An 18,533-nucleotide genomic window follows, 5' to 3' on the forward strand; every position below is an offset into this window, starting at 1 on the left:
GGCCGGTCAACAAGCACCGAGAAGGGGTGGATCCCAGTGGCTGACATCGAGAGCGCGCGGGCGACGTTCGGCAAGTTCGACGCGGACGGTGACGGCTTCGTCACGGCGGACGAGTACAGCGCGGCCATGAAGGCGATGGGCGACGCGTTCGTCACCGGCGCCGTCGCGGACGCCGTGATCGCCGCCAAGGACGCGAACGGCGACGGCCGCATGAGCTTCGACGAGTTCTGGGCCGCCCTGAACAAGTAACCCAGCCCTTGCGAGAGCCCTCGCACCGCCCTCCTGAAGGGCGGGCGGGGGCTCTGCCTTGGTCAGGCCATGTCCTCGACCTCGGCCAGGGCCTCCTCCAGCCAGCGCAGCCAGAACGTCTCCAGGCCGGTGCCGCCGTGCAGGACGAGCCGCCGCAGCCGGTCCTCGGCAGAGTCCCGCCCCGGCGGGAAGTCCTTCTCCTCGATGGCCTCGTAGACCGCCAGCTGCCGCCGGTGCAGCTCCAGATGGCGCCGCAGCTCCGCTGCCAGCCCGTGCGGCCCCACCACGGCGGCCGCCCGGATCCGCAGCAGCAGCGGATCCCGGATGGCCTTCGGGTCCTGGCTCTCGCCGACCCACCGCGCCAGCTCCGCGCTGCCGGCGTCCAGGACCTCGTACTGCTTCTTCTGCCCCCGTACGGGCACCTCGCTGGGCAGCGCCCGGATCAGCCCGGCCTCCTCCAGCCGGCCGAGCTCGCGGTAGATCTGCTGATGCGTGGCGGACCAGAAGTATCCGATCGACTTGTCGAACCGCCGCGTCAGCTCCAGCCCCGACGAGGGCTTCTCCATCAGGGCGGTGAGGATGGCGTGCGGCAGCGACATGCCGCCATCCTAGGGATGCAGACCCCTACCGCCAGGCGGACAGGGCTTCCGGGGTCTTCGGGCCCGGGTCCTGGGGGGCCAGCAGGGCGTGGGCGCGGAGGAAGGACGCCACCGCCGGGGACCAGGCCTGGCGCAGCCCTGCCGAGGCCAGGAGCCGCGGGTCCGACAGGAGGGTCTGCGCGGGGCCCGTGCGGATGCCCGACGGGGTCAGGACCGCCGCGTCGTCGGCCCAGCGGACCGCCAGGTCGACGTCGTGCGTGGCCATCACCACCGTGGTGCCGGCCGCGCGCAGCCCCGCCAGGACGTCCAGCAGGCGCTCCTGCCCGTCCGGGTCCAGGCCCGCCGTCGGCTCGTCCAGGATCAGCACCCGCGGAGCCATCGCCACCGCCCCCGCGATCGCCGCGCGCTTGCGCTGGCCGTACGAGAGCAGGTGCGTCGGGCGGTCCCGCAGCGCCGTGATGTCCAGCGCGGCGAGCGCCGAGTCCACCCGGGCGCGGACCTCGTCCGCCGCCAGCCCCAGGTTCATCGGGCCGAACGACACGTCCTGCTCCACCGAGGCCGCGAACAGCTGGTCGTCCGGGTCCTGGACCACCAGCTGCACCGCCGAGCGCAGGCGGGTCAGCCCCGCCCGGTCGTACGAGACCGCCGTGCCGTCGAGGCGCAGCGAGCCCGGGCCGGGCCGCAGGCCCCCGCTCAGCAGCCGCATCAGCGTGGTCTTCCCGCTGCCGTTGCGGCCCAGCAGGACCAGCGCCCGGCCCTCGGCGATGGCGAAGTCCACGTCGGCGAGGACCACCGGGCCGTCCTCGTACGCGTAGCCGGCTCCGGCCAGTTCCACCAACGGGTTCGAGCGGTCCAACGGGTTCACGGGTAAAGCCCCTTCAGGGTGAGGGTCAGGGTGATCAGGGCCGCCAGCAGGGCCCCCGACGCCGCGAGGAACCGCCAGGACAGGGCCGCCTCCGGCACGAGGACCCGCAGCGCGCCGTCGTAGCCGCGCCCGGCCAGGCCCTCCTGGAGCCGCGCCGCGCGATCGAAGGCCCGTACGAAGGAGGTCGCGGCGAGCCCGGCCAGCGAACGCCACAGCGCCGCCCGCCCGGACTGGCCGAGGCGGGCCGCCTGGGCGCGCCGGACCTGGGCCATCGAGTCCAGCAGCAGGAAGCCGATGCGGTACATGACCAGGGCCACGTCCACCACCGGCGCCGGGACCCCGGCCCGGACAAGCCGGGGCAGGACGTCCGAGACGGGCGTGGTGAAGGCGAACAGCAGCACCCCGAGGGAGGCCGCCGAGGTCCGCAGCAGCAACTCGGCGGCATGCAGGGGGCCGTCGGGCGCGAGCGAGACGAACCCGGCCGGGCCGCCGACGGCGACGAGCAGCGGCAGCGCGCCGGTGAAGCAGAAGCCCAGCGGGATCCGGAAGGCCCGCCACAGTTGCCGCCCGGCCACGCCCGCCGGGCCGAGGAGCACGGCCAGGGTGGCGGCGGCGACCAGCGGCCCGCCGGGCCAGGGCGGCAGGCACACGGCGGTGACCGTCAGCCCGAGTCCGAGCAGGGCCTTCTCCAAGGGATGGCGGCGGCGCCACCGACTGCCGTGCGCCGCCACGTCGATCGGCAGCACCGGCTACGACTCCGCGCCGGCGGGATCCGCCGTCGGAGCCGGGGCCGCGGCGCGGTCCGCGGCACGCGTGGCAGCGGCAGCGGCGGCGGCAGTGGCGGCGGCAGTGGCCTGGCGGCGGCCCTTGCGGACCCCGAAGTAGTACGCGAGCACGCCCGCGCCCAGTGCCGCCTGGAGGGCGAACAGCGCCGACTCCACCTCCGCGGAGGGGGGTTCGTACAGCGGGGAGAACCACGGCTCGTAGTCCGGCTTCAGCTCGGTGATCGCCGTCTCCGCCTGCGCGTCGGCGCCCGTGAACGGCTCCTCCTTGCCCTCGCCCATCCCCAGCGCGATCGGCAGTACGGCAAGCATCGCCACCAGGAGCAGCAGCAGGCCGTTGATCTTCGCGTTCCGGCTCATGCTCATCGGACCGCCGCCTCGTGCCCGCTGCGCCCGCTCAGCTTCGCCACGCCCAGCCGGACCAGGTCCGACTTGCTCGACTGCATCAGCAGCCGCATCACGAGCACCGTCAGCAGCCCCTCGCTCACCGCGAGCGGGATCTGGGTGATCGCGAAGATGCCGCCGAACTTCGCGAGGGCGCCCGGGAACCCGGTACCCGGGTCGGGGAAGGCCAGCGCCAGCTGCACGGAGGTGACGCAGTAGGTGACCAGGTCGGCGAAGAAGGCACCGAAGAAGACCGTCACCATCAGCGGGACGTCGAAGCGCTTCAGCAGCAGGTAGACCCCGTACCCCGCCCAGGGTCCGGCGATCGCCATCGAGAAGACGTTCGCGCCGAGGGTGGTCAGCCCGCCGTGCGCCAGCAGCAGCGCCTGGAAGAGCAGGGTGATAGTGCCGAGCACCGCCATGATGGGCGGCCGGAACAGGATCGCCCCGAGCCCGGTCCCGGTGGGGTGCGAGCAACTGCCCGTCACCGACGGGATCTTCAAGGCGGACAGGACGAACGTGAATGCTCCGGACGCCCCGAGCAGCAGCGTGCTCTCCGGGTTCGCCTTCACCTCGCGGGTGAGGGCGCGGACCCCGTGGACGACGAAGGGAGCGGACGCGGCGCCCCAGGCGACCGCGTGCAAAGGGGGCAGGAACCCCTCGGCTATATGCATGTGTGGGGAGACCTCTCCAGCACCTCGTGGATGGACGACGCGCCCCGGCCGGTCTCCTGGCTCACGGGTGCTGATGCCCTGGCTCCGCCTTCCCGGGCGGTGCGGAACCTCCCGCGCCGCCCAGTGGCTTCCCGCAGGATGGAGCCGGACTTCCCGTTCACAGTGGCGAGGGCCGCACCGGTCTTCCACCGGTTTCCCGAACACCAAGGCCCGTTGACCCTAGGGGCTGTTCTGAGTCCGGATCACAATCGGGGCGTTCGGCCTTCGTTCGGGCGCTTCGGCTGGTAGCACGGTTGTATGACGCGTGGTGATCTGACCGATGGCGAATGGGAGTTGATCGAGCCGCACCTCCCGCTGGGGGCGTCCGGGCCGATCCCTGACCTGCGCAGTTACTTCAATGCGGTGATGTGGAGGTTCCGTACCGGCTGCCCCTGGCGGGACGTGCCGGCAAGCTACGGCTCCTGGTCAACGATCTACGACCGGTTCCGCATGTGGGCACGTGGCGGGATCTTCCAGACCCTCATGGACGTGGTGATCGCCGAGGCGGCGGCACGCGACGATGTCGACCTCAGCCTGGTCAGCGTGGACTCCACCGTCGCCCGCGCGCATCACCACGCGGCGGGCATGGTGGTCGACCCCGAGCTCCTGGAGGACCTGGAGAAGGCCTTGATGAAGGAAAAGGGGCTTCGGCAACCGGACAAAACGACTCCGTAGCCGAGGGGCCCGAGGGCGGTGAGGAAGCCGAACGGGCACGGCGCCGCGCGGTACGCCGACGCCGCAAGGTCCGGCTGAAGGCCGCCGAGCTGGGACGCTCCCGGGGCGGGCTGACCACCAAGGTGCACCTCGCGACCGACCGGCGCTGCCGCCCACTGTCCATCATCCTCACCCCCGGACAGGCCGCGGACAGTCCGCGGTTCATCCCGGTCCTGGAGAAAATCAAGGTGCGTGTTCCGATGGGCCGCCCCAGGACCCGGCCGGACGCCGTAGCCGGAGACAAGGCGTACTCCTCCCGCGCCAACCGCGCCCACCTGCGAAGACGCAACATCAAGGCGGTGATCCCGGAGAAGGCCGACCAGGCAGCCAACCGCAAGAAGCGGGGCTCACAGGGCGGCCGCCCGGTCTCCCACGATGCCGAGCTCTACAAAGACCGGAACACCGTCGAGCGTGCCATCAACAAGTTCAAGGAATGGCGGGGGCTGGCCACCCGCTACGACAAGACACCTGAGAGCTATCTCGCCGGACTCCACCTGCGAGGATCCATCCTTTGGCTACGCAGCCTCCCTGGCACCCCGTGATCCGAACTCAGAACAGGCCCTAGTCGGAGGGACGGACCGGCACCAACCCGGCCCGGCTGGTCGCACGTTCAAGGACGGCTGCCCCTTCAACGACCGCGACGCGACCTGGGCGGCTGGTGTGCGCGGCCGCGCCGGGCCGGTACGCGTGCACGCAGGACTGGTTCGGCAACGGGGACCCGGCGGTACCCGTCCAGCCCTCGCCCCCACTCCTAACCGCACACGTTGCGGTGTGCGACGTCCAGCACGAACCGCTCGGGCGCGTGCAGCTTGAAGGTGCTGACGGAGGGCTTGGCGCCGAAGGCGGCGCCGAAGGTCACGTACCCCTCGAAGTCGCCGGTCAGGGCGAGGCCCTTCAGCTGCGGCAGGTGGATCTTGACCAGCTTCGGGCCGTGATACGTGCTGTTGCCCGCGCGGTCGTGTGCCGCGGCGGGATGCAGCCGGATCTCCAGGAAGTACTTCCCGGCCAGCGGTACGGGTGCGCCGGACCCGTCGTGGACCAGCCGGGGGACGCGGGTGACGGTGGCCTGGGGAACGTATCCCCGCAGGTCGATGACGATGCGGTCGTACGTGCAGTGCCCGCCCCAGCGGGCGTTCACGACGAGCGGCGTGGGCGTGGGCCGGACGGCGGCCGAGGCCGGCGCGGCGAGGGTGATCCCGGCGGTGAGCAGCGCACCTGTGGCGAGGGCCACGAGCTGTCGGCGGCGGAGGTGGTTCATGACGTCCCCCTGGTTCTGAGGAGGCGGGGACCGGTGTCACTGCTGAGGACACTTCCGGCAGGCTCATGGTTCCACTCAAACCGGACTAAATTAAAAGGAAACGTCCTCAATGCTGACTTATCGGGGCAGGAGGGTGCTGAGCTCGGCGTCGAGGTCGTAGTGGCGCCGCTCCTCGCCCCGTGGCACCAGAGCGACCAGCCGCCGGCACAGCGCCCGTACGTCCTTCGCCCGGGCGGACACCACGCAGCTCTGCGCGCCGTTGCTGAAGGCGAGGAAGACCCGCGGCTCCCCGCCCTGCCACCGCGGCCACACCTGGATGTCCCCCTCGCCCGTCGCGCAGGTCTCCCCGTCGAGCAGCAGGTCCCGGGAGAAGACCCAGTGCGCCAGGTGCATCCCGGCGCCCCGGAAGTCGAGCGCCAGCTCGTAGGGCCGGTCGCGGCGGTAGGTGAAGGCCCCGCACACCGGCACGGGCTCGGGCGAGGCCTCCAGCCGGAGCGGGAGGACGCGGTACTCGATGCCGTCCATGCGCTGCGCCTCTCTGTCGTGTCCCGGCCGGGGGGCATGCGGCCCTCGCGGGCCCCTCCGGGCAAGCTAGCCCACCCCGCGGCCGCCCCCGTGGGTCGAAGGTCCCGACCCCGGGGGCCGCTGGGCCCGTCTTCTCACAGGAACGGGGCGGGAACGCGAAGGGGCCCGCCCTCCGGGGGGAGGGCGGGCCGCCGCGTCACCGGTCCGTTACGGGACGGGGTTGAACAGGAAGGAGTCGTTGGACTGCCCGATGGCGGTGAAGCCGGAGCCGTTGGCCTGGGCGCCGTTGCTCTGGTTGGAGGCCCCGGAGCCCGTGGCGATCTGCTGGGTGGTGGAGGAGTTGCCGACGTTGCTGCCGGCGACCCCGCTGCCGAGGATCTCGCCGACGGCGGCGTTGGACGAGACGCCCGCACCGGCTCCGTTGTCGGCCTGGGCCGTGCCCGCGAAGAGTGCGACGGCGAAGGGGAGCGCTGCGACAGCCGCCAGGCCCGCAAACCTCGGTTGGCCTGCGAATTCACCGTGTTGGGGAACGCCGGAGGGGCCCGGCGCAGCGCGCCGGGCCCCTCCTTCGTCATGCGTGCCGGATCAGAGGGTCAGCATTCGATGACGTTGACCGCCAGGCCGCCGCGGGCGGTCTCCTTGTACTTGATCTTCATGTCGGCGCCGGTCTCCTTCATGGTCTTGATGACCTTGTCGAGGGAGACCTTGTGGGTGCCGTCGCCGCGCATGGCCATCTTGGCCGCGGTGACGGCCTTGACCGCCGCCATGCCGTTGCGCTCGATGCAGGGGATCTGGACGAGGCCGCCGACCGGGTCGCAGGTCAGGCCCAGGTTGTGCTCCATGCCGATCTCGGCCGCGTTCTCCACCTGCTCCGGGGTGCCGCCCAGGACCTCGGCGAGGGCGCCCGCCGCCATCGAGCAGGCCGAGCCGACCTCGCCCTGGCAGCCGACCTCGGCGCCGGAGATCGAGGCGTTCTCCTTGAAGAGCAGGCCGATCGCACCGGCCGCCAGCAGGAAGTCGACCACGCCTTCCTCGTCGGCGCCCGGCACGAAGTTCACGTAGTAGTGCAGGACCGCCGGGATGATGCCCGCGGCTCCGTTCGTCGGAGCGGTGACCACCCGGCCGCCGGCCGCGTTCTCCTCGTTCACGGCCATCGCGTAGAGGGTGATCCACTCCATCGACAGCGCCTGCGGGTCGCCCTCGGAGCGGAGCTTGCGGGCGGTGTTCGCGGCCCGGCGCCGGACCTTCAGGCCGCCCGGCAGGATGCCCTCGCGCGACATGCCGCGCCCGACGCACGCCTGCATGACCCGCCAGATCTCCAGCAGGCCCTCGCGGATCTCCTCCTCGGTGCGCCAGGCCTTCTCGTTCTCCAGCATCATCGCGGAGATCGACAGGCCGCTCTCCCGGGCCATGCGCAGCATCTCGTCGCCGCTGCGGAAGGGGTACTTCAGCACCGTGTCGTCGAGCTTGATCCGGTCCTCGCCGACCGCGTCCTCGTCCACCACGAAGCCGCCGCCCACCGAGTAGTACGTCTTCTCCAGCAGCGGGGCGCCCGCGGCGTCGTACGCGAAGAGCGTCATGCCGTTCGCGTGGTACGGCAAGGACCGGCGGCGGTGCAGGATCAGCTGGCTCGGCTCGTCGAAGGCGATCTCGTGCGCGGCCCCTATCTCGGTGCCGAGCAGGCGCAGGCGGCCCGTCTTGCGGATGCGCTCCACCTCGTCGTCGGCCGTCTCCACGTTCACCGAGCGGGGGGAGTGGCCCTCCAGGCCCAGCAGCACCGCCTTGGGCGTGCCGTGGCCGTGGCCGGTCGCGCCGAGGGAGCCGTACAGCTCGGCCCGGACCGCCGCGGTCTGGGCGAGTACGCCGTCCTTCTTCAGCCGGGTCACGAACATGCGGGCGGCCCGCATCGGGCCGACCGTGTGGGAGGAGGAGGGGCCGATGCCGATGGAGAAGAGATCGAAGACGGAGATGGCCACGGTGGCGGACTCCCTTGTCTGCTCGTGGGGTGGGAGGGGGCAGGAGAGGTGGTGCGGGTGGTTCGGGAGCTTCGCGAGGGGTGATTGTTCGGATTTTGTCCGACAGCTGAGCTTAACGTGGCGAAGTGAACGGCTTGTCTGCCGGACCGGGTGCGCGAGGTTGCGGTTAGGCGTGGGTCAGGTCACGTTCCCGCTCCACGACGGCGTCTGCGTACGGCTGCGGTCATGAGAAAGGCCCGGCCCTGTGGAAAACAGGGCCGGGCCCTTCCAGGCCGGCGCCTAGAGCGTCGGGTACAGCGGGAACTTCGCGGCGAGCGCGGAGACGCGCGCCTTGAGGTCCTCGCTGTCGTACGCGGGCTTCAGCGCCTGCGCGATGATCTCGGCGACCTCGGTGAAGGCCTCGGCGTCGAAACCGCGGGTGGCCAGCGCCGGCGTACCGATCCGCAGACCCGAGGTGACCATCGGCGGCCGCGGGTCGTTCGGGATCGCGTTGCGGTTGACCGTGATGCCGACCTCGTGGAGGCGGTCCTCGGCCTGCTGGCCGTCCAGCTCGGAGTTGCGCAGGTCGACCAGGACCAGGTGCACGTCGGTGCCACCGGTGAGGACGTCCACGCCCACGGCCTTGACGTCGTCCTGGACCAGACGGGCGGCGAGGATCTTCGCACCCTCCAGGGTGCGCTCCTGGCGCTCCTTGAACTCGGGCGAGGCCGCCACCTTGAAGGAGACCGCCTTGGCCGCGATCACGTGCTCCAGCGGGCCGCCCTGCTGACCGGGGAAGACCGCGGAGTTGATCTTCTTGGCCAGCTCCTGCGTCGACAGGATGACACCGCCGCGCGGACCGCCGAGGGTCTTGTGCGTGGTGGTGGTCACGACGTGGGCGTGCGGCACCGGGTTCGGGTGCAGGCCCGCGGCCACCAGGCCGGCGAAGTGCGCCATGTCGACCATCAGGTACGCGCCGACCTCGTCCGCGATGCGGCGGAAGGCGGCGAAGTCCAGCTGGCGCGGGTAGGCGGACCAGCCGGCGACGATCAGCTGCGGCTTGGACTCCTTGGCGAGGCGCTCGACCTCGGCCATGTCGACCCGGCCGGTCTCGTCGACGTGGTACGGGACCACGTTGTAGAGCTTGCCGGAGAAGTTGATCTTCATGCCGTGGGTCAGGTGACCGCCGTGGGCCAGGTTCAGGCCCATGATCGTGTCGCCCGGCTTCAGCAGCGCGAACATCGCGGCGGCGTTCGCCTGCGCACCGGAGTGCGGCTGGACGTTCGCGGCCTCGGCGCCGAACAGCTCCTTGATGCGGTCGATCGCGATCTGCTCGACCACGTCGACGTGCTCGCAGCCGCCGTAGTAACGGCGGCCCGGGTAGCCCTCGGCGTACTTGTTGGTCAGGACCGAGCCCTGGGCCTCCATGACGGCGACCGGAGCGAAGTTCTCCGACGCGATCATTTCCAGGGTGGACTGCTGGCGGGCGAGCTCGGCGTCGACGGCGGCGGCGACGTCCGGGTCGAGCTCGTGGAGGGGGGTGTTCAGAACAGACATCAGGATCCCCTGTGGTCAGTTGCCGGCGGTGAGCGTGGCGTACTCCTCGGCGGAGAGCAGGTCGGCCGGCTCCTCCGCGATACGCACCTTGAACAGCCAGCCGCCCTCGAACGGAGCGGTGTTCACGAGCGCCGGGTCGTCCACGACGTCCTGGTTGGACTCGACGACCTCGCCGGTGACGGGGGAGTACAGGTCGCTGACGGACTTGGTCGACTCCAGCTCGCCGCAGGTCTCGCCCGCGGTCACCGTGTCGCCGACCTCGGGGAGCTGGGCGTAGACGACGTCACCGAGCGCGTTGGCCGCGAACTCCGTGATGCCGACCGTCGCGACGCCGTCCTCGGCGTCCGACAGCCACTCGTGCTCCTTGCTGTAACGCAGCTGCTGGGGGTTGCTCATGACCTGATTCTCCTGGATGCGGGGGAGTGCGAACGAACAGTGGTCTTGCGGATCGAGACGGCCGGTACGGGGCCGGGGACGGCGCCCGTACGGGACCGCCGCGGCACCGGTACGGCGTACGGGAGTTACTTCTGCCGCTTGTAGAACGGCAGGGCCACGACCTCGTACGGCTCATGCGTACCGCGAATGTCCACGCCGACGCCGGAGGTGCCGGGCGCGGCGTGCGCCGCGTCCACGTAAGCCATCGCGATCGGCTTGCCCAGCGTCGGGGACGGGGCGCCCGAGGTGATCTCGCCGATGACCTGGCCGTCGGCGACGACGGGGAACCCGGCGCGCGGGACACGGCGGCCCTCGGCGATCAGGCCGACGAGCTTGCGGGGCGGGTTCGTCGCGGCGCGCTCGGCGGCGGCCTCCAGGGCGGCGCGGCCCACGAACTCGCCCTCCTTCTCGAACTTCACGACCCGGCCCAGCCCCGCGTCGAACGGGGTCAGGGAGGTGGTCAGCTCGTGCCCGTACAGCGGCATGCCCGCCTCCAGGCGCAGCGTGTCGCGGCAGGACAGGCCGGCCGGCACCAGGCCGACGCCCTCGCCGGCCTTGGTCAGCGCCTGCCACAGCTCGACGGCGTGCTCGGGGGCGACGAACAGCTCGAAGCCGTCCTCGCCCGTGTAGCCCGTACGCGCGATCAGCGCGGGCACGCCCGCGACCGTGCCCGGCAGGCCGGCGTAGTACTTCAGCCCGTCCAGGTCGGCGTCGGTGAGGGAGGCGAGGATGCCGGGGGACTCCGGGCCCTGCACGGCGATCAGCGCGTACGCGTCACGGTCGTCGCGGACCTCGGTGTCGAAGCCGGCGGCGCGCTCGGTCAGGGCGTCCAGGACGACCTGGGCGTTGGAGGCGTTCGCGACGACCATGTACTCGGTCTCGCCCAGGCGGTAGACGATCAGGTCGTCGACGATCCCGCCGTCTTCCTGGCAGATGTGCGTGTAGCGGGCGCGGCCGACGCCGACCGTGGAGATGTTGCCGACCAGCGCGTAGTCCAGGGCCTTGACGGCCTCCGGGCCGGTCAGCGTGATCTCGCCCATGTGGGAGAGGTCGAAGAGGCCGGCCTTGGTCCGGACGGCGTTGTGCTCGTCGCGCTCACTGCCGTACCGCAGGGGCATGTCCCAGCCCGCGAAATCGGTCATGGTCGCACCGAGCGAACGGTGCAGCGCGTCGAGGGCGGTCAGGCGGGGGGCAGTGCTCATGGGTGTGGCTCCCGGGTCCCAGGGCATGACATGACGAGGACGTTCCTCCCCATCTGTCATCGGAACCTGAGAGGTTCGCCGAGAGTTCCCGGTCGGACCCGGGGAACTTCGACTTGCACCTTGGGTGGAGCGCACGCGGATGCCGTCGCGGTGGACGGCGGCGCGGCTCGCTTTTCAGATCTGCCTCATCCACGCGGTACGGGGCCTGAGAGATTCAAGGGAGGTACTTGCTCCTTCGGCGCCCGGGCACCGCCTCACAGGCGTGCCGGGACTCTCCCGCGCGGATTCAAGCGGCCGGTATGCAGTTGGTCCAGATGGCGCACATCATTGCACGCCGTCCGGGCGATCGGGGGTGCGGGCCCGAAAGAACGTGCGGACGGACGTACGGCAGGACGTACGGAGGGACGTCCCGGGGGACGGGTGCGGCCGGGATGCGCCGACCGGAACCGGGGGTGCCGGATTACCGTCTCTTTACACTCAGTGGGCATGGGGCCCCTGCGGGGCCCGATTGGGGGAGGCGATCACTGTGCGGAGATTCGGAGTGCTGGCGTTGACCGGGACGGGATCCGTGGACGCGGCGGCGACGGCGACGGTGCGGCGGGCGTGCGCCGAGGGCGCTCCCGTACGCGACCTGCGCGGCCGGGGCGCGCACGGCCCGCAGTGGCTCGGCTTCACGGAAGGGGACATCGTCGTGGTGTCCGGCCTGCCGGGCGGCGGCAAGAGCACGCTGATCAAGCGGGCCGCCGAGGACGGCGGCATCGACTCCCAGGACGTGCGCGAGCGCTGGGAGCGCCGGATGCCGAGGGCGCTGCCGTACGCGGTGTACCGGCCGCTGGTCCGCTTCGCCCACTACTGGGGGCTCTGGCGGACCCTGCGCTCCGGCGCCTCGGCGGTGGTCCACGACTGCGGAACGCAGACGTGGGTCCGCAGCCTGCTGGCCGCGGCCGCGCGGCGCCGGGGCCGGGCCCTGCACCTGCTGCTGCTGGACACCAGCCCGGAGGAGGCGCTGGCCGGGCAGGCGGCGCGGGGGCGCGGGGTGTCGGCGTACGCCTTCGCCCGCCACCGGGGAGCGGTGGCCCGGCTGCTGCGCGACGCGGAATCGGGCCGCCTCCCGGCGGGCTGCACCTCGGCGGTGCTCCTGGACCGCGGCTCGGCGGCCCGCGTGACCCGCATAGCGTTCCGGCGGCCGTAGGGACCGCGGAGCGCCGGGGGCCGGCCGGTCGGGGCCCCCGCCGGCGGTGTCGGTCCGAGCCGTTAACCTCGGGCCGACAGCGTGGGGCGAAACAGCGGAGGCGTACATGCAGGGCGGCGGCTGGCCGGACAACGAGCTGGAGCAGGTGCTCGGGGCGGCGCTCGGGCAGGCGGACGCCGGTGCCCGGATCGTCGAGGTGCTCGGCCGCAGCCGGCTCTGGGTGCCGCTGCCCGCCGGTGGCGGCCCGGACGCGGCCGGCGGCCTCACGCTGCCCACCATGGAGATCAACGGGGCGCCGTACGTCCCCGTGTACAGCTCCGAGGCCCAGTTCCGCGCCTGCGCCGGCCCCGCCATGGACTTCGCCGTGGCCCCCGCCGTCGAGTTCGCCCGCGGTCTGCCCCCGCAGCTCGGCATCGCCGTGAACCCCGAGGGCGCCGTCGGCGTCCCGCTGCCCCCGCCCGCCGTCGCGGAGCTCTGCCGCACCGGCCGGACCCCCCTCGACGGCCCCGCCACCGGCGGCCGCGTCCGGCTCTACGAGCCCGACTGGCAGCAGGACCCGGTGGACTTCCTGGCCGCCGCCGCCGAGGAGTTCCGCGCCACCGGCGTGGTCGCCGCCGCCCACCGCTGCCTGGCCAGCGTCGAGGGCGGGGCACCGGAGCTCTACATCGGTGTCCGGCTGCTGGGATGGGAGCCCGAGATGCGGAATGCCCCGATGGACGCCCTCGGCCGGGTCCTGGCCCGCGTGACGCCGCCCTGGCCCGTGCAGTTGATCCTCCTCGACGCCGCGCAGGACCCGGTGGTCGACTTCATCGCCGAGCGCGTACGCCCCTTCTACCTCGCCTAGCGCCGCTTAAGCTGGGTGCCGATACGGGTGGACGGGCGGACGAAGAGGGGTACCGGGTGAGTGCGTCAGGCACGGCCGCGGCCGGGCAGGTCGAGCACATGATGCGCCAGGTGACGCCCGGGCGCTTCGAGAGCTACGAGTCGCTTCTGCACGCCCTCGCCGAGGGCCGCCTGTGGATGCTGCTGTGGCAGGGGCAGCCGGGCTCCCCGGACGCCCAGTACGGCGGCATGGAGGTCGAGGGGCTCGGGTACGCGCCCTGCGTGACCTCCCCCCAGGAGCTGGCCGCCAGCGGCTGGAACCGGGGCTACGAGGTGGTCACCGGCCGGGACGTCTCCCGAGCCCTCTACCCGGACCGCTGGGGCCTGTGGCTCAACCCGCACGTCCAGGGCGGCGGCCTCGGCATCCCCTGGGCCGACCTGCGCCGCATCGCCACCGGGCTCGACCGGATGCCGGCCGGCCCGCTGCGGCTGTCCGAGCCCGCCCTGGAGCTCCCGCAGTTCTACGGGCTGCTGACCCAGCACGCGCACCGCACCCCCGCCGTGCGCTCGCTGCGCCGCGCCTGGGTGCAGCCCTCGCTGGGCTCGCCGTACCTCGCGGTGGGGCTCGACCTGTACGACGCCTCCGCGCCCGCGCTGGAATCCGTACGGGAGATGATGCGCCAGTCGGTCGGCGCGGTGCCCGAGGGCGTGCCGGTGTGCACGGTGGCGCTGGCGGACGAGCACGACCCCGTCGCGATGTGGCTGCGCGCCCAGACGCGCCCCTTCTACGACCGCGAGGGCCAGGCGCCCGTCTACTGACCGGGCTCCGGTCCACTGGCCAGGTCCCGGTCCACTGACCGGGACGGCCGTATCGAGCCAACCGAGGCCGCGGGGAACGACCGTTCCCCGCGGCCTTCGACTTGTCCGGATTTCGTCGGCCTTGTGGGCCCAAAAGGCATGCTCCTACCGCGAGTTGGGCGCCATGTCCGATTGTGTACCGAACGGACGGTCTTGATCCGCTCAGGCGAGAGCGAAGTCCGGATAACGGGAACCCGACCCTCACATCACGGTTGCGCATCCATTCATCTGCGGGTCTGGCGGCTGATCGCAGCGCCGATGAAGACTCCCCACCCAAGAGCCGGTCAGTCCTCCAAGACCCGGTTCGGCAACTGATTTTTTTCTTGTCGCTCCGCACGGCACTTCCCGCAATTCCTGCACCTCACACGCGTCCTGCGTGTCACCACGCACTCCGAGCGCCACTCCGCACCAACGCCGCCACAGCGGCGGGCATGGGCCGGCAACCCGTCGGCCGAGAGGGGTCCCCACCACGATGACGGCACCACTGCACGACACGAGCGCGGAATCACCCGCACCCGTGTCCGTAGCCGACGTCCCAGCCAAGGCCATCGAAGGCCGCTCGCCCGGCCGCATCGCCTGGATGCGGCTCAAGCGCGACAAGGTCGCGCTGACCGGCGGCGTGGTCGTGATCTTCCTGATCCTGGTGGCGGTCTTCGCACCGCAGATCGTGAGCCTGCTGGGCCACCCGCCCAACGAGTTCCACGAGGACCTGATCGACCCGGACCTCGGTACACCGCTCGGTTCCTTCGGCGGCATGAGCTCCGACTTCCTGCTCGGCGTCGAACCCACCAACGGCCGCGACGTGTTCAGCCGGATCGTCTACGGCGCCCGCATCTCGCTGGTCGTCGCGTTCCTGTCGGCGTTCGTCTCGGTCACCATAGGCAGCCTGCTCGGCGCGCTCGCCGGGTTCATCGGCGGCTGGGTCGACGGCATCATCAGCCGCGTGATGGACCTGCTGCTGGCCTTCCCGCAGCTGCTGTTCACCATCGCCCTGGTCTCCGTCGTCCCCAACTCCCTCTGGGGGTTCTCGGGTTCGGGCGTCCGGATGGGCGTACTGATCGTCGTGATCGGCTTCTTCGGCTGGCCCTACATCGGCCGTATCGTGCGCGGTCAGACGATCTCCCTGCGGGAGCGCGAGTACGTCGAGGCGGCGCGCAGCCTCGGCGCCGGGCGCGGCTACATCCTCATCAAGGAACTGCTGCCCAACCTGGTCGCGCCGATCCTCGTCTACTCGACGCTGCTCATTCCGACCAACATCCTGACGGAGGCGGCCCTCAGCTTCCTCGGCGCCGGCGTCAAACCGCCCACCGCCTCCTGGGGAAAGATGCTGTCCGACGCCATCCCCATCTACCAGGACGACCCCGCGTACATGGTGGTCCCCGGTATCACGATCTTCATCACCGTCCTGGCGTTCAACCTCTTCGGGGACGGGCTGCGCGACGCACTCGACCCCAAGGGCAGCTGAACCGCTTCAACGATTCACCCACCAATGGAGGTTGGACCAACGTGATCCGCAGAAAGCAGGCATTCGCGATCACCGCCGTGATCGCCGCCCTGTCCCTGACCGCCGCGTGCGGTGGCAGTGACAGCGGCAAGAAGACCGAGGGCAAGGGCGGCGCCGCCTTCAACGCCGCCACCACCGGCATGGTGAACCCCTCGGACGCCAAGGGCGGGGAGCTCAAGCTCTGGTCGCCGCAGGACGTCGACTACCTCGACCCGGCGCGTGCCTACTACGGCTTCGTGTGGGACATCCAGCGCCTCTACGTGCGCCAGCTGCTCGCGTACGACAGCAAGCCGGGCAAGGACGGCAGCAAGCTCGTCCCGGACCTCGCCGAAGGCCTGCCGGTCCTGAGCAACGAGGGCAAGACGTACACCCTCAAGATCAAGGACGGCGTGAAGTTCGAGGACGGCACGCCGATCACCTCGAAGGACTTCAAGTACGGCATCGAGCGCGTCTTCGCGCAGGACGTGCTGTCCGGCGGCCCGACCTACCTGATCGACATCCTCGACCAGGGCCAGAAGTACCCCGGCCCGTACAAGGACACCGACCCGGGCAAGATGGGTCTGAAGTCCGTCGAGACGCCGGACGACAAGACGATCGTCTTCAACCTGGCGAGCGCCAACTCCGACTTCAGCTACCTGCTGGCCATGCCGTCCTCCTCGCCGGTCCCGGCGGCCAAGGACACGGGCGCCACGTACACCAACAAGCCGGTCTCCACCGGCCCGTACAAGGTCGAGAGCTTCACCGCGAGCAAGGGCGCGACCTTCGTCCGCAACGAGAACTGGGACCCGAAGACCGACACGATCCGCAAGGGTCTGCCGGACAAGGTCTCCTTCACGGTGACCACCAACCCGGACGACATGGACGCGCGCCTGCTGTCGGGCGACATCGACCTCGCCATCGACGGCACGGGCATGCAGCAGGCCGGCAAGAACAAGGTCCTCAAGGACGAGAAGCTGAAGCAGAACGCGGACAACCCGTTCACGGGTTACATCCGCTACTTCGCCTTCCCGACCACGGTCGCGCCGTTCGACAACATCGAGTGCCGCAAGGCCGTCATCCTCGCGGCCGACCCGAAGTCCCTGCAGACCGCCCGCGGCGGCCCGACCAGCGGTGACCTCGGCGCGAACATGCTGCCGCCCGGCATCCCCGGTGCCGACAAGGGCTACGACCCCTTCGGCCTGACCAAGGGCGAGCCGCAGGAGGCCAAGGCCAAGGAGGCCCTCAAGGCCTGTGGCAAGCCGGACGGGTTCGAGACCACCATCGCGGTGCGCAACAACCGCGCCCCCGAGGTGAAGACGGCCGAGTCCCTGCAGGCCTCGCTCGCCAAGGTCGGCATCAAGGTCACCATCGACCAGTACGACGGCAAGCTCTCCTCCTCCGTGATCGGTTCGCCCGAGAACGTGAAGAAGAAGAACTACGGCATCATCGTGATGGGCTGGGGCGCCGACTACAACTCCGGCTCGGGCTTCCTCCAGCCGCTCGTCGACGGATCGTTCATCCAGCCCAACGGCAACAACAACTACACGATGATCAACGACCCGGAGATCAACCAGCTCTTCAAGACGGCCGCCGCCGCCGCGACTCCGGAAGCCGCCGCCCCGTTCTACACGGACATCAACAAGAAGGTCATGGAGAAGGCGCTCTACCTTCCCATCAACTTCGACAAGGCCTTCGTCTACCACAACCCGCGTCTGACGAACGTCTACTTCAACGACTCCATGGGCAAGATCGACCTCGCCACGGTCGGTATCGCCGCCAAGTAAACCGACCGGCACGAGTCGTCGAGTCGTCACGTAACAACAGGCAAGTGCCTTCACCGCACATGCGCTAGTCCGAAGGGCAGGTGAAGGCCGCAGGCGGCGGCTGTCGTCCCCACGAGGGGCGGCAGCCGCCCGCCCCGGGCGGCCGACTGCAGTGCTCGTCTACCTCATACGGCGGCTGTTCAACGTCGTCGCCACGCTGCTGGTGGTCTCCGTGGTCACCTTCGGCATCTTCTTCGCGGTCCCCAAGATCACAGGCAGCGATCCGGCCCTGATGTACGCCGGCCGCGAGACCAACGAGACCGCCCTGGCGGGCATCCGCGTGAAGATGGGCTTCGACAAGCCCATCTCCGAGCAGTACCTGACCTTCGTCAAGGGCATCTTCGTCGGCCGTGACTACGACGGCGGCACCGATGTCACCCACTGCGCCGCCCCCTGCTTCGGATACTCCTTCAAGACCGAGGCGCCCGTCTGGGAGACCATGGTCGACCGCATGCCGGTCACCCTCTCGCTCGCCCTCGGCGCGGCGGTCATCTGGGTGATCGCCGGTGTGGCCACCGGCGTGGTCTCGGCGCTCAAACGCCGGACCGCCATCGACCGCACGGTGATGGTCGGCGCGCTCGCCGGCGTCTCCCTGCCGATCTTCTTCACCGGCATGGTGGCCCCCGCGATCTTCGTCTACGGCCTCGGCTGGCTGGACGTGTCCAACTACAGACCACTCACCGAGGATCCGGTGGCCTGGCTCAACTCCATGATCCTGCCCTGGGTGACCCTGGCCTTCCTCTTCGCCGCCACCTACGCCCGCATCACCCGCGCCACGATGCTGGACGTGCTCGGCGAGGACTACATCCGCACCGCCCGCGCCAAGGGGCTCAAGGAGGGCGTGGTCATCCGCAAGCACGCCCTGCGTTCCACCCTCACCCCGATCGTCACGATGTTCGGCCTGGACCTCGGCGGACTCCTCGGCGGCGCGGTGCTCACCGAGACGACCTTCAACTTCCAGGGTCTGGGGACGGCGGCCGTGGCCGCCATCGGCCAGGGCGACCTGCCCGTGATCATGGGCGTCACCCTGCTCGCCGCGCTCTTCGTGGTGATGGCCAACCTGATCGTGGACCTGCTGTACGCCGTCATCGACCCGCGCGTGAGGCTGACGTGACCG

19 protein-coding genes, 1 pseudogene and 2 riboswitches are annotated in these 18,533 nt (G+C 70.8%); of the genes and pseudogenes, 8 read left to right on the top strand and 12 right to left on the bottom strand.

The genetic code is table 11. The features are described from left to right. Positions 1-36: 36 nt before the first annotated feature. Entirely contained in the window at positions 37-249 is a 213-nt protein-coding gene (locus OG509_RS26270; protein WP_030159204.1) for an EF-hand domain-containing protein, read from the top strand. Positions 250-311: 62 nt separating this feature from the next. Here the strand turns inward: OG509_RS26270 and OG509_RS26275 are convergent, their stop codons facing one another. From OG509_RS26275 to OG509_RS26295, 5 genes are read right to left on the bottom strand one after another with little or no spacing between them, the layout of a single operon-like run. After that, the gene (locus OG509_RS26275) at positions 312-848 is read right to left on the bottom strand and encodes a PadR family transcriptional regulator (protein ID WP_406184978.1); all 537 of its coding nucleotides are present in this window, start codon (positions 846-848) and stop codon (positions 312-314) included. 25 nt (positions 849-873) lie between these two features. Then, a complete protein-coding gene (locus OG509_RS26280) occupies positions 874-1,713 on the bottom strand; it encodes an energy-coupling factor ABC transporter ATP-binding protein (protein WP_406184979.1) in 840 nt (279 codons plus the stop codon). Then, positions 1,710-2,459 (bottom strand): cobalt ECF transporter T component CbiQ, encoded by a 750-nt coding sequence (cbiQ, locus tag OG509_RS26285; RefSeq protein ID WP_406184980.1) that lies wholly within the window; start codon positions 2,457-2,459, stop codon positions 1,710-1,712. The genes OG509_RS26280 and cbiQ overlap by 4 nt, the downstream gene beginning before the upstream one ends. Positions 2,460-2,462: 3 nt before the next feature. Next, positions 2,463-2,855 carry an energy-coupling factor ABC transporter substrate-binding protein gene (locus OG509_RS26290; protein WP_406187688.1) on the bottom strand — a complete coding sequence of 131 codons (393 nt, stop codon included), beginning with the start codon at positions 2,853-2,855 and terminating at the stop codon, positions 2,463-2,465. A 2-nt stretch (positions 2,856-2,857) separates the two neighbouring features. After that, positions 2,858-3,553 (bottom strand): energy-coupling factor ABC transporter permease, encoded by a 696-nt coding sequence (locus OG509_RS26295; RefSeq protein WP_406184981.1) that lies wholly within the window; start codon positions 3,551-3,553, stop codon positions 2,858-2,860. 28 nt (positions 3,554-3,581) lie between these two features. Beyond that, a riboswitch (cobalamin riboswitch) is annotated at positions 3,582-3,790 on the bottom strand. A gap of 60 nt (positions 3,791-3,850) precedes the next feature. Here OG509_RS26295 and OG509_RS26300 point away from each other — a divergent pair. Next, positions 3,851-4,848: pseudogene (locus tag OG509_RS26300) on the top strand (IS5 family transposase). Between the two features lie 209 nt (positions 4,849-5,057). On the opposite strand, the gene OG509_RS26305 reads toward OG509_RS26300, so the two are convergent. The 7 genes from OG509_RS26305 to gcvT form a co-directional block, all read right to left on the bottom strand. Then, a complete protein-coding gene (locus tag OG509_RS26305; protein ID WP_406184983.1) occupies positions 5,058-5,564 on the bottom strand; it encodes a hypothetical protein in 507 nt (168 codons plus the stop codon). A gap of 117 nt (positions 5,565-5,681) precedes the next feature. Further along, complete coding sequence (locus OG509_RS26310; RefSeq protein ID WP_406184984.1) at positions 5,682-6,089, bottom strand: SsgA family sporulation/cell division regulator; 408 nt, start codon at positions 6,087-6,089, stop codon at positions 5,682-5,684. Positions 6,090-6,296: 207 nt separating this feature from the next. Continuing rightward, positions 6,297-6,575: a hypothetical protein gene (locus tag OG509_RS26315; RefSeq protein WP_406187689.1), complete on the bottom strand. Its 279-nt coding sequence runs from the start codon at positions 6,573-6,575 to the stop codon at positions 6,297-6,299. 107 nt (positions 6,576-6,682) lie between these two features. After that, the gene (locus OG509_RS26320) at positions 6,683-8,065 is read right to left on the bottom strand and encodes an L-serine ammonia-lyase (RefSeq protein WP_406184985.1); all 1,383 of its coding nucleotides are present in this window, start codon (positions 8,063-8,065) and stop codon (positions 6,683-6,685) included. A 279-nt stretch (positions 8,066-8,344) separates the two neighbouring features. Further along, on the bottom strand, positions 8,345-9,601 hold the full coding sequence (gene glyA, locus OG509_RS26325) for a serine hydroxymethyltransferase (protein ID WP_403724243.1): 1,257 nt from the start codon (positions 9,599-9,601) through the stop codon (positions 8,345-8,347). 15 nt (positions 9,602-9,616) lie between these two features. Beyond that, positions 9,617-9,997 (bottom strand): glycine cleavage system protein GcvH, encoded by a 381-nt coding sequence (gene gcvH / locus OG509_RS26330; RefSeq protein ID WP_406184986.1) that lies wholly within the window; start codon positions 9,995-9,997, stop codon positions 9,617-9,619. 125 nt (positions 9,998-10,122) lie between these two features. Further along, positions 10,123-11,238, bottom strand: coding sequence for a glycine cleavage system aminomethyltransferase GcvT (gene gcvT, locus OG509_RS26335; protein ID WP_406184987.1), 1,116 nt, complete (start codon positions 11,236-11,238; stop codon positions 10,123-10,125). A gap of 184 nt (positions 11,239-11,422) precedes the next feature. Further along, a riboswitch (glycine riboswitch) is annotated at positions 11,423-11,527 on the bottom strand. Between the two features lie 255 nt (positions 11,528-11,782). On the opposite strand from gcvT, the gene OG509_RS26340 reads away from it, so the two are divergent. The 6 genes from OG509_RS26340 (at position 11,783) to OG509_RS26365 (ending at position 18,530) form a co-directional block, all read left to right on the top strand. Continuing rightward, entirely contained in the window at positions 11,783-12,430 is a 648-nt protein-coding gene (locus OG509_RS26340) for an AAA family ATPase (RefSeq protein ID WP_406187690.1), read from the top strand. Between the two features lie 106 nt (positions 12,431-12,536). Further along, positions 12,537-13,274 carry an enhanced serine sensitivity protein SseB gene (locus OG509_RS26345; RefSeq protein ID WP_406184989.1) on the top strand — a complete coding sequence of 246 codons (738 nt, stop codon included), beginning with the start codon at positions 12,537-12,539 and terminating at the stop codon, positions 13,272-13,274. A gap of 56 nt (positions 13,275-13,330) precedes the next feature. After that, positions 13,331-14,071 carry an enhanced serine sensitivity protein SseB C-terminal domain-containing protein gene (locus OG509_RS26350; protein ID WP_030159172.1) on the top strand — a complete coding sequence of 247 codons (741 nt, stop codon included), beginning with the start codon at positions 13,331-13,333 and terminating at the stop codon, positions 14,069-14,071. Positions 14,072-14,582: 511 nt separating this feature from the next. Next, the gene (locus OG509_RS26355) at positions 14,583-15,575 is read left to right on the top strand and encodes an ABC transporter permease (RefSeq protein ID WP_403724231.1); all 993 of its coding nucleotides are present in this window, start codon (positions 14,583-14,585) and stop codon (positions 15,573-15,575) included. A gap of 41 nt (positions 15,576-15,616) precedes the next feature. Then, entirely contained in the window at positions 15,617-17,377 is a 1,761-nt protein-coding gene (locus tag OG509_RS26360) for an ABC transporter substrate-binding protein (RefSeq protein WP_406184991.1), read from the top strand. A gap of 151 nt (positions 17,378-17,528) precedes the next feature. Continuing rightward, positions 17,529-18,530, top strand: coding sequence for an ABC transporter permease (locus tag OG509_RS26365; RefSeq protein ID WP_382985786.1), 1,002 nt, complete (start codon positions 17,529-17,531; stop codon positions 18,528-18,530). Positions 18,531-18,533 lie beyond the last annotated feature (3 nt).

Origin of the sequence: Streptomyces sp. NBC_01006, from assembly GCF_045162725.1 — a bacterium.
Taxonomy (GTDB): Bacteria; Actinomycetota; Actinomycetes; order Streptomycetales; family Streptomycetaceae; genus Streptomyces.

Bases quoted from the DNA above. Each gene is read 5' to 3' on its own strand.
- gcvT (WP_406184987.1), bottom strand. From the start codon at position 11,238: ATGAGCACTGCCCCCCGCCTGACCGCCCTCGACGCGCTGCACCGTTCG.
- OG509_RS26310 (WP_406184984.1), bottom strand. From the start codon at position 6,089: ATGGACGGCATCGAGTACCGCGTCCTCCCGCTCCGGCTGGAGGCCTCG.
- OG509_RS26295 (WP_406184981.1), bottom strand. From the start codon at position 3,553: ATGCATATAGCCGAGGGGTTCCTGCCCCCTTTGCACGCGGTCGCCTGG.
- gcvH (WP_406184986.1), bottom strand. From the start codon at position 9,997: ATGAGCAACCCCCAGCAGCTGCGTTACAGCAAGGAGCACGAGTGGCTG.
- OG509_RS26345 (WP_406184989.1), top strand. From the start codon at position 12,537: ATGCAGGGCGGCGGCTGGCCGGACAACGAGCTGGAGCAGGTGCTCGGG.
- OG509_RS26290 (WP_406187688.1), bottom strand. From the start codon at position 2,855: ATGAGCCGGAACGCGAAGATCAACGGCCTGCTGCTGCTCCTGGTGGCG.
- glyA (WP_403724243.1), bottom strand. From the start codon at position 9,601: ATGTCTGTTCTGAACACCCCCCTCCACGAGCTCGACCCGGACGTCGCC.
- OG509_RS26305 (WP_406184983.1), bottom strand. From the start codon at position 5,564: ATGAACCACCTCCGCCGCCGACAGCTCGTGGCCCTCGCCACAGGTGCG.
- OG509_RS26355 (WP_403724231.1), top strand. From the start codon at position 14,583: ATGACGGCACCACTGCACGACACGAGCGCGGAATCACCCGCACCCGTG.
- OG509_RS26275 (WP_406184978.1), bottom strand. From the start codon at position 848: ATGTCGCTGCCGCACGCCATCCTCACCGCCCTGATGGAGAAGCCCTCG.